This is a genomic window from bacterium (genome assembly GCA_013360215.1).
Taxonomy (GTDB): domain Bacteria; phylum CLD3; class CLD3; order SB21; family SB21; genus JABWCP01.
Window position 1 is genome coordinate 1 of record JABWCP010000048.1, and the last position, 11,392, is coordinate 11,392.

Genomic DNA, 11,392 nt, shown 5'->3' on the forward strand with positions numbered 1-11,392 from the left:
TACGATCGGTCCGGTGGTCGTCGAACATCTCCGTAAAATCACCAAACTTCCGCTGGATGTTCATCTTATGATCGTCGAACCCGAAAAATATATCACCGCATTTCGTGATGCCGACGTAGATTTTCTCTGATTCCATCATTGAGATTTCGAAACAGAAGATGCGGGTATGCTGATTAAGAGAATATTCTCAAAGATTTCACTGCTTGCAAACAAATTTGTTCGCAGGTCAAGATAGAAATTTTAGAAAAAAGGCTGTGGAAAATTCCACAGCCTTTGGTCATCATCACACGGAAGTCCACACCGGAGTTCCCGTGGTACTTTTTTTATCTAACTATTTAAAAGCATTCTCACATAAAACTTCATAGGGATCCATCACCATGCCGCGTGAACTGCGATACAGCACGCCATATGAGTTTCCCGCATAATCTTGGGTAAAATTCATATACTCTACAATACATTTTCCTTCTTCATTTTTGAAAATAACAGCGGCTTGTATGGTGCGGTTCAAAACGATACCCGTGATTTCATTTCTCTGGACATACCAGGTTGGATCGGTTTGGATAACTCTGACGACATGGAAACCTTCTGATTTAAGAACGGCCGTCATATTTTGTTCAATCCCTTTATCAGCAGCCTTTGCTTTGGGTGGAAGTGCATTTTGAATTTTAGATTTCGCGAGAGCGCCTGATAAAGTTTTGTAATTATCCTGACCTTCGGAACAGTCAAGCTCAAACGTGCCCCATGCAACCTCCTGATCGTTTGCAAAAAGGCCAACTTTGATAGTGTGGTTTCTTGGTGACAATTCACTGAATAATTTTGCAAACTCTGCTGCCACTTCCGGCCTCTCTGTCTGCTGAGGATCGGGCGTCATTTCAACTTCTAATGTAGTTTCTTGCATCTTGGGATGATCCGACTTGACAATATATTCCCCAGTTTTGTTTGCCGTCCAAGGCGTTAAAATCCCACCTTCCGCAGGATCGACGTAAACCGCTATGGTAATTTTCGGGCTCATACTACCATATTTGGATAGTTCCTTGATTGTGCTCTTGAAATACGCCATGGCATAGATATTTTCTCCGGCTGTAAAGGAACTTTGAGCGGTCGCAGATGTTTCTTTTTTCAGCACGATACGTGTTTTTGAAAACACAATTTTACCACGATTAGTTTTATGAAAGTCGCTAGTGTATAAAACTGAACCCGGTTCTGCGTTGATTTTATCATACGCAGACTGTGCATCCTTTCGCAGTTTTTGAATATTGATCTCATCTGGAGTTACCAAAAGCACCGCTTCCGCCATCAACACGGCAATTTCTGCCTCCTGGACAGCCGTTGAAAGCCCGGTCTTTCCTTTTGCTTTTTCTGCATAAGCCTTTTCAATGTGCGCATTCACATCAGCGATATAATATGTTTTCAGAAATACCTGAAATTTCGGCACAAATTCTTTGGTCAAAAATGTCACATACGTATCATTTCTAACCTCTTCATCCGTTACCTCTTTTTGAATCCGTCTTAGAATCGAAGGATAATTTAATTTTTTACATCTATCGTAAAATTCCTGCGCTTCCTCAAGCGTCAGATACGTTGCTTTTCCGTATTGGACCAATTCATCTCCGGTCATCCATGCTGTGTACAAGGCGTCGGACAGCCCCATATTGGCCTTGCCATCCTCCTCAAGCGACGAAAACTGCTTTTCAAAACCAGCCAGCCGTTTGGTATATGAAGTCAGATTTAAATCGGGGAATTTTATTTTCGTCTCATCGATTAGAGCCCGCGCCGATTCGATTTTTTCTTTTGCTTTTGAAGCCTGTTGATCAAATGTGGCGCTTGCCAGACGATCCTTAAGTAAAGAAAGTTCATTTTCAATTAACTTCAAGCTACGTCCTATCTTCGCAGCAGCCAGAGAATCGTCGCTAATACCGGTTTGATTGTCATCTTTTTCCGGGTTACTCGACTGGACAGTTTCTACAGTTCCCGAAGCGCCTTTAACCTCTTTTACTACTTCCTTCGCATCTTTTTTTTTCTCCGGTTTCTTTTTTATGGCGGCGCCTTCGATTTTCTTTTTGGATAATTGTAAAGACAAGACATGAACTCCGGCTCTTCTAAACACAGGTCTTTCTGCCGCTAAAAGCGAGCTTGTTAAACACAAGATGATGACCCATTTCATTTGACTTTTCCTTTCTATGGTGTTTTTAGATAAGAAACCGATTAACGATATTGTGCGTAGAGCATTTCCAATCTTACCAAAATAAGCGCAGGATCATTGGAGGGTATCCATATCGGATCCAATTCATGAATCACATCATTACAAGCGTTATAATTTCTCAGGTGAAACAAGCTATAAGCCTGATGAAGTTTGATATCTGATATGTTTATAGACTTGTCATGCGAAAAAATATACTCAGGATCCCTCCTTCTGACGAATTGCGAAGCTTCAATGGCTTGGGTAAAATGATCCTGCCGCCACTTCACAAATACGCTGCCTGCGTAACCGTCCGTTAGCGAATCCGCAGCGACAGATTCAAAAAAGGCCTCAGCCTCGGGAAAACTATCCATTCGCAACGCCGTCCATCCGAGTCCAACAACGGCCTCTGGCCTTTCTATTTCACTAAAAAGCGCATAGGCTTCACTATATGCTCTCTTCTCATATTTTTCCCACGCCTCTTCCAACGGACTGATCGGATCCTCACAAGAAAGTATTAACATCAAAAGGATCAGGGCCATGATCGACATAAACGTTGTGAAGATTAGCCCATCGATGAATGCAGCTTTGTTTTTCGAATCGAAATGAAACGACATAAGTTTTTCCTTTTTATGCTATTTGATGAGTAGCATTTTTTTGGATATCGTACCCTTGCCGGTTTCCAATCGGTAAAGATAAATTCCACTGCTCACTGGCTCTCCCCGGTTGTTTTTTCCATCCCAAAAAACTTCATGATACCCTGCAGGTTTGTTCTCACTGATCAACGTGGTGATTGTTTGTCCCAGTATATTATATATGACGAGACGTGTTTTCCCGTCTTCAGGCAGACCAAACCGTATGGTCGTCGAAGGGTTGAATGGATTGGGATAGTTTTGAGTCAATTCGAGTTTTTGAGGTATGATTACTTCAACGGGATCATATACCAGTGCGTACAAACCTGATCGATAGATTGTCGCTGCAATTTTTTCATGCTCTGTACTTACATTCATACCGGCATGGACGGATGAGATTTCCTGTATGGATAATTTTTGTGCGTCAAAACACCCAAACTCCTGCTGTATGAATTGTATGTCTTCCTTGTAATAATTCATCGCCAGCTTCAAGGACACGGCTTCGGTCATGATCACTTCTACCGATCGTATATACCGCTTATCCGATTTTATTTCGCGGGATTCCTGAGTCGATAAAAACACATAACCGCCTGATCCGGTGTAATTTTTTAACTGCCTCAATTCAACTGACGATGACGTTAGAGTCATCCATCGGTTTTTGGTCAACTCACCAACATCGTAATTTTTAGACACTTCTCCGCGATTCCCGGCAGAATCAGTTCCCGCAAAATTCAGAGAAAGCACTCCTGCCGATAACATCTTGTGGTCCGTTGAAAAAATCCGGGTACTTCCGGATACGGCCGTTGTTGCTTTATTTGAATTATTGACTCTAATAACTACAAATGAGAGTCCCTCGTTGCTGGTTCCGTAAATCTCCACCTGATCTTTCAAAATTGTACTTCTCAAAACTCCGATGGACAAGATCGGCGATATATTTTCGAGCCCAATACCCGACAACGGCAGGCGTATCGGGGAGCCCGCTCCATTATGGAAGATGTTCACTGTGTCGGTCAGAATACCCTCTACAAGCGGTTTAAATCTGATAGTGAGTATGAGTGAATCGGAAGTAATCGTGACAGGAAGAACCCATGGAAGAATTTTAAAATGTGTCCCTTTCTCCAAAGAAATTGCGGTTACGGACACAGGACTCTGCGGCGCTTTGATCGTAACGGATGCAGATGAACTGTCTCCGATACGAGCATCGCTAAAACTGCCAATCGCTCCGGTTGAAAGAACTCGGTTTACTCCGGTGCCGGTGATATAAACATCCAGTTTCCTCACATCGTAGGTTGCGCGTATCGTATCAATGAAATTTCCGATAGCCGTAGGCTTAAACTTGATGAAACCTAACAGAGTATCAGGATGTAAAATATCCAGTGTATCGATGGACGGTCCGATAAATTGAAAGGGCGTACTATGCAAAACTGAAAAACCCGAAATCAGACTGCCACCTTCCGAATAAAAACGTATCGGCAAAATCAGGCTGTCCCCGATATGAACATTTCCCATCGGAAAAAACGCATCCGGCGAATGATGTTTTGCAAATAAATCAGCCGTTGCCGTGACGTCGATCCGGTTTGAAAAAACGGACGAGTTCGCTGCACTGTCTTGTATCGCCGTAAACGTATGGCCAACGTGCACTTCGCCTGTATGAAAAGCCCAATCACCGGAAGGCGTGGCCGTGGTCGCACCAGCATAATATCTCGCCTGTGTCAGACCTGTACTATCCCTGAAAACTTCGATTTTAGCATTAGGCGCCGACTTACCCCAGATTGTTCCTGAAGTCAGGCCACCCCAAATTCTGGGAGGTTGAATCCCTTTTTGAGAACCTGCATCTACTTTGAGGATACCGCCGTTGACATTTTTAAAAATTAAATTCTGACTCCAGCGGATGCTGTCTGATTCAGCATCTTCCAAATACATTCCGTAAAACCCGTTATACGCGATCGTGTTATTATTGACCGTAACACGGGAGCATCTAAAGTTTATTAAAACACCAGCTCCATCATTGCTTTGCGCACCGATTCCGTTTGAGTCTGTACCTATTAAATTATTCTGAATCAAAACTCCCGATGACCGGTTTATCGTGATCCCATGCCCGCTACTTCCGCCTATGACGTTGTTGGTGAGTACAGTATTCTTAGACGAATCAATAAACACGCCTGTACCCCCGAAAGCGGCACTGCGAATAGCATTTCCATTTTTCCCAAGCCCTATATAATTGCCGGATACCCAATTGGTGTCAGAATGGGCGAAGAACCCAAGTTGAATATTGATGAGGCCTCCGACGATATAATTTCTACCATTCGGACTACCATTCCCGATTCTATTATGCCTGCCGTAGATATTGATTCCTCGATCGAAACCATAAGAAGCCGTTCCGTTGATATCCGTTCCGATCAAATTGGATTCGATGATATTGGAGTCAGCGTTTAATGAAATGCCTGATCCCAGTGTAACTTGACCTGCAAATACGTTATTTCGAATGATCCCACCGGATCCGGATTGGAATAGGCCACTTGCGTTGGCTTTCAATGTCGTTCCGTCGGCAGCCAGGCCGATCACGTTGCAATTTAACGTAAAGTTTTTTCCTGAATTGACAATCGCAGAACTCATCATGCCCGTAAAATAATTAACGCCTGACGCTGTCCCGTCGCCGACGGTGAGGTTATCGGAGGAATTGGAAATTCCCGAATTCCCTGCAAACGAAGTACTTCCGTTGGCGCCTAATCCAAAATAATTTCCATAAATCATATTGTTTGCAGACGTGGATGTTATGTTGACTCCGTCCGTGCTTGCCCAAAAGATATTCCGCCCTCCGGGCGTTCCGTTACCGATTTGAGTAAATGATCCACCGGTTATCCCTATGCCAAAGCTCACATTGCCAGGAGCATTACCTGTGGAATCCGTACCAAAATAGTTTCCAAGAAAGCTACAGTGATGAGAAAACATCATATCAACTGCATTTGCAGCATATCCGAAAATATTTCGCCCGGCCGTTGTGCCATTACCAATCTGAGTATAATTGCCGGGATCAATCGTAATTGCACCGAATGGCGGTTTAGCGGGTGTTTTTCCGTCCGGATAGAGGCCAAAAAAATTTCCGGCAACAAACGTGCTGTCTCCAATTAAATACACCGGTGTTGTATAAGAACCAATCACATTCCTTCCGGCGTAGGTTCCATCACCGATTTTGTTGGCATTCCCATATACGAACAAGGCCGAGTTACCATAAACGGTATCGATTATTGCAGCGTTTGCCGAATTGAAACCAAATTTGTTTCCGACGATCAGACTCCCCCTACCGGTATTTTCTGCAAAACCTGTTCCTAACCTGATGTCGGTGAACTGGCTTGCGGCAAAACGATTGCCGCGAATCGTATGATAACCAGCCGAAGCGTCATCAACCCCCATAAAATTCGTCACAACATCGTCACCGGAAGTCACACCAAATTGGTTATTGAGGATAGATGCCCCGGATTGAAGCAGGAAGATGGCAATATTACATCCGGTAAAAATATTGGCAGAGATGATAACATTTGGCGCTTGTACACAGACTGCAAACCGAGCCGCTGTAAAATTAAAACGGGTTATCGTGGTGTTTGCTGCTTTTACGGTAAAAATCGTATCTAATGACGGTTGATCGGATGTAAGCGTTATCGCATATCCATACCCGTCTATAAAAACTTCATCCGTTATGGAGATCGCACCTGCAGTGAGTTTCAAAGTATCCCCAACCGCAAAAAGAATATTATCTGGTCCCGGGTTGATATTGGCCAGATAAACAGCTTTTCGCAGAGAACCGATCGAACCGGGTGCAAGACTATCACCGAAATTGGTGACAAAAAACGTGTCGGCATAAATCCCAGAATGCCCGGCTACAAAAAGAATAAAAATGTACAGCCGCCCTAAACAATTCATAACTTCCTCCACCTTGTGATGATATCAAACACATTCAAGGTAGATAGAAATCGAGATGAGCTCTAACAGCCAGCGTTCAAAAACTGACACTCTGGTTGCATCATAGTGCAAACTGTTGTTTTATAAGAAAATTGTGGGGGCAGTAAGATTAGAATTCTGAAGGATTTTTACCAAATTCCTCACGAAAACATTTGGTAAAGTAGGATAAATTATTAAAACCGACGTCAAATGCCACTTGGGAAACGTTACCGGCGTTCTTTTCGAGCATAATTTTTGCCTTTTTGAGGCGCCACTTCCGGATAGTATCGGTTGGGTTCATACCGGTCAGCGCGATCATTTTTCTGTAAAGTTGCGACCGGCTCATCAGGAGTTGTGCGGCCATATCCTCAACGTTAAAATCCGGATCAGTAATATTTTCTTCCAAAACTTCCTGAACACGGCTCATAAACAAATCATTTACATTTTTTACATCATAGATCGCTTGTCCGGAAAAGAACGTTTTGCTGTATTTTTCGATGAGCGTCTCACGAAGGCGGATGCAATTATTGATCCGGGTCTTTAGTTCGCGCACATTGAATGGTTTGACAAGATAGTCATCGGCACCGGTTTCCAGTCCCTCTATTTTATTATCTTCAGACGCCTTAGCCGTCAATAAAATCACTGGAATATGATTGGTTCGCATATCCTTTTTGAGTTCACGCGAAAGCGCTACGCCGTCTTTTTTGGGCATCATAATATCACTGATGATCAGATCAGGCACGAGCGAAACAGCTTTATCAAACCCCTCGACGCCGTCACGAGCTTCGGAGATTTGAAATTCTCCGGAAAGATGTTCTTTGATGTAATCGCGGACGTCTGGATGATCCTCCACGATCAAAATAGTTTTCCCCCGATATTCAGAGTTCGTATCACTTACCACATTATCGTCCGACCAATCCGCCTCGGCGTCCCATTTGACGGTTCGATCTGCTTCGATTGATTTCTCTTCATCAGGCCATACTTCCGGATTCAACGGCAGGTGCAGCGTAAAAGTTGTGCCCCGATGCAACTGACTCACGACTGTCAGGCGACCGTGATGCAGTTCAGACAATTGCTTGGCAAGGGCCAGACCAATACCTGTTCCAGGATACTCGCGCATTTCTGAAGAATCCACCTGATAAAAACGGTCGAAAATTTTTGTTATATCAGATTCCGAAATTCCAACGCCTGTATCGGAAACGTTGATCTGAATATGATCGGAGTCGCGCTGAACAGAGACACGTACTTCTCCTTTTTGAGTAAACTTGATCGCATTGGAAATCAAATTAAATAAAATTTTTTCTAAAAATTCACGGTCACGGTAAAATTCCGGCAGATTGTCCTCAAGTTTTAATTTCAGTTCAATGCCTTTGCGGTCAGCCAGCGAAGAAAACGCATGTACCACTCCTTTCATAAAATTCAAGTCACCGAGGCACGCGTTGGGTTTCAGCTGATGATTTTCAATTTTAGATATGTCCAGCAGCTGATTGACAAGCCGGAGCAATCTTTTGCCATTGCGCAAAACCATATCCGCCATGGGCCATGCGGAAGGTCCGGACCTGAGTTCCTCCAACGGCCCGAGAATCAGCGTCAAGGGGGTTCGAAATTCATGTGAAATATTAGCAAAGAATCTGGATTTGATCTCGTCCATTTCTTCCAGTTTTTTGGCTTGCTCCTGAAGTTGACGTGTTCGCACCTCGACAATCCGTTCTAATTCTGCTTTTTCAGCAAGTATTTTTCTGGATCGAAATTGCACGCCACCCCACCAAGTTAAACCCAGCAAAGTCACATAAAGTAAATATGCCCACCACGTGCGATACCACGGAGGAAGCACTGTAAAACGGACGTGGCTATCCTGGCTAACGTGCCCTAATACATTGCGGCTGCGAACTGAAAAAACATACGTACCTTCGTAAAGATTGGAATATTCTTTTGTGTTTTCTTTTGACCAGATTGACCACCCTTTATCGGTGCTTAATTTATATTGAAATTCCGTTTCTTTTTCATCCACAAATGAAGTCGAACCATACTCAATACGAACCTGCGTCTGATCATATCCCAACGTGAGATTGTCGGGAATCGCATTCCCTTGAAATAAAACCGAGTCGCGCCCAATCCCAAAAAAAGAGATAACGGTCGAATGTGACGGAAAAACATGTTTCAGTTTTTGATCATATCGAATAACACCACTCGTCGTTGAAAACCAAATGACGCTATCGCGATCCCTAAGCACATAGTTGAGGGCTGATCGTTTGGCCAGCAGGGCTATTCGACTAAATGTCTGACTATCCCATTGCATTGTGGCGGCAACTTGTTTTCCACGAAATAACTTTGTCGGTGTGCTCACCCAAATATCGCCGAGCATATCCGTAATGGCATACGTGATCGGCTCCGATTCATTCCAAAGCCGTGTATCACGTACAAAACTTGATTGAACAGTATCATAGCTGAAAATTCCTGCCCTGCAGGCAATCCAGGCGGATGCTCCCCCGCCGATAATTTCGAGATTTTTATTTTCCGACGAAAGATTTTGACCAACGGATACGATTGTTTCAGAATTCAAATCCATGTTTATGATTTCGTTTGCGCCCGATCTTATCCAAAATTTACCGGGAGTACCTTTGAAGATTTGAAAAATACGCCCTTTCAAAGCGGGAACGACATTTTTTATTTGCTTTGACTTGATATCAATAATACAAAGGCCGTTATTTTTTCCTAATAACCAGCGGCCATTCTCAAGCTCACAATAACTGTAAGCGTTGACTTCAGCATCCCACGTTGTAACTTTGTTTGAAGCATCGAAAATCTTAAGGCCATTTACAGTCCCCAATAAATGGATCTCACCGATCGGTACCGACCAATACACGGCACCGATCCCAAATGCTTGCGTATGATTTTTATGAAGTTCATAGAGGTCATTACCGGTGCCGATAAATAAATTATCGCCTTTACGAAAAATGCAATTGACCCCGCTTTTGAGTCCTTGTTCTTTTTGTAAAAAACGAAAAGACGACAATTCAATTTTATTGACCCCATCCTCCGTCATCACCCACAAATTCCCTTCTTGATCTTCCAAAACACCATTACATGCGTTTGCAGAAAGGCCCTCTTTTTCTGTGATTTCATCGACGACTTGCAGTTGATCATTCAGAATAACCAATCCGCTTGTAAACGAGCAGAAAGCAAATCCGCCATGTTTCAACCGGATACCGCTGTGAATATACTTAAGAGGATAAATCGGCCGGATATCGCCTTTATCCCATAAAATTAACCCTTTTTCGTGCGAGCCAATCAGGGCACGGTTACTGTCGAACCGGAAAACGCCATAAGTGCCGTCTTTTTTCGAATATTTTGAAAATGGAGCTTCGACGATGGAGTCGCCCGCTAGTTCAAAAATCGCATATTGCTTCTGTTCGTCCCTTCCTGTGATTGTTATTTTCCCGCCGTTATAATACAAAACGCCAAAACTTTTTTTACCAGCTGCGATAGTAGTAAACGTTTGATTTTTCCATCGGTAGATACCCGACCGGCATACAAAATATACCGCTGAATCTATAACTGCGACTGAACGTACGCCCCCTGCAATAGCACCTGAAGGAAGTTTATCGAGTAAAGACACCCTTCGGGGTTTTCCATTGGTAAATTCGATATATCCCAAATCGTTCGGTCCATCGTAATATAATTTACCCTGAGCATCAAATTCCGTCGCACGAATCGGACCGCCGCTGATTTCAAATTCGTAACGCCATGTCACACCATCATAGGAATAGAATGCATTTCCATTGGAAAGGTATAAAATACCTGACGGGGCTTGTACGATTTGCCAGTTTTGGGGATGAGTGCCTGGATGGTAAACTGTGATCTTTGGAGCTATGGTCTGACCTGATACTAATCCGAAACGAACTAGTAAAAAAAGTAAAAATGTTTTTTTGAGATTTTTCAATAGAGGAGGTTTTCAAATTCAAAAAATTTTTTCATATATAAATACAAATCGATCGCAAAGCAAAATAATTTTCGATGTCCAAATCGGAAAACCCGGATTTTATTGCAACCCCGAATTTTGTGGAATGCTTTGGAGAGGAAAGAATTCGAAATTGGACTTAGGTGATGCAGATTAATTTATCGCTTTTTTTTTACTAATCTTTCACCACGTCGGGCGCCAGAGATAACCATTAAGACCAAATTGATCCTCAGGCGTTAGCTCAGGGATTTACATACAAATCATCTTTTATAAAGCAGAGGAAGCTCAGAAATCGATCCTACGATCTACTACAATAATGCAATTGAAAATATCTTGTCGGTATTTACAGCCAAATTTAACCTTCAAACTCTCATCTTTTTTTAGGAAGTTTGGAACACCACTTCCCCGTTGCTTATCCCGCGCAATATTCATAAAATAGCTTCTGAATAATTAACTGTTTTATATTTATGCCCATCATTGCACCTTCTATTTTATCGGCCGATTTTGCCAATCTTTCGCGGGATATTCGCATCGCCGAAGAATCCGGTGCGGATTGGATTCACGTCGATGTGATGGACGGAAGTTTTGTACCTAATATTACGATCGGTCCGGTGGTCGTCGAACATCTCCGTAAAATCACCAAACTTCCGCTGGATGTTCATCTTATGATCGTCGAACCCG

General features: G+C 43.1%; 5 protein-coding genes and 1 pseudogene. 2 read left to right on the top strand and 4 right to left on the bottom strand.

Annotated features, from left to right (window positions below; translation table 11 throughout):
• Window positions 1-112: pseudogene (locus tag HUU58_15875) on the top strand (ribulose-phosphate 3-epimerase).
• Window positions 113-331: 219 nt separating this feature from the next.
• Here the strand turns inward: HUU58_15875 and HUU58_15880 are convergent.
• From HUU58_15880 to HUU58_15895, 4 genes are all read right to left on the bottom strand, one after another.
• Complete coding sequence (locus HUU58_15880) at window positions 332-2,164, bottom strand: hypothetical protein (GenBank protein ID NUN47153.1); 1,833 nt, start codon at window positions 2,162-2,164, stop codon at window positions 332-334.
• Window positions 2,165-2,205: 41 nt separating this feature from the next.
• A complete protein-coding gene (locus HUU58_15885) occupies window positions 2,206-2,796 on the bottom strand; it encodes a hypothetical protein (GenBank protein NUN47154.1) in 591 nt (196 codons plus the stop codon).
• An 18-nt stretch (window positions 2,797-2,814) separates the two neighbouring features.
• Window positions 2,815-6,732, bottom strand: a complete 3,918-nt coding sequence (locus tag HUU58_15890; GenBank protein ID NUN47155.1) for a right-handed parallel beta-helix repeat-containing protein — start codon at window positions 6,730-6,732, stop codon at window positions 2,815-2,817.
• Window positions 6,733-6,880: 148 nt separating this feature from the next.
• Window positions 6,881-10,693 (bottom strand): response regulator, encoded by a 3,813-nt coding sequence (locus tag HUU58_15895; protein ID NUN47156.1) that lies wholly within the window; start codon window positions 10,691-10,693, stop codon window positions 6,881-6,883.
• A 485-nt stretch (window positions 10,694-11,178) separates the two neighbouring features.
• On the opposite strand from HUU58_15895, the gene HUU58_15900 reads away from it, so the two are divergent.
• Window positions 11,179-11,392 (top strand): ribulose-phosphate 3-epimerase (locus HUU58_15900; GenBank protein NUN47157.1); only part of this gene is annotated, 214 nt, incomplete at its 3' end.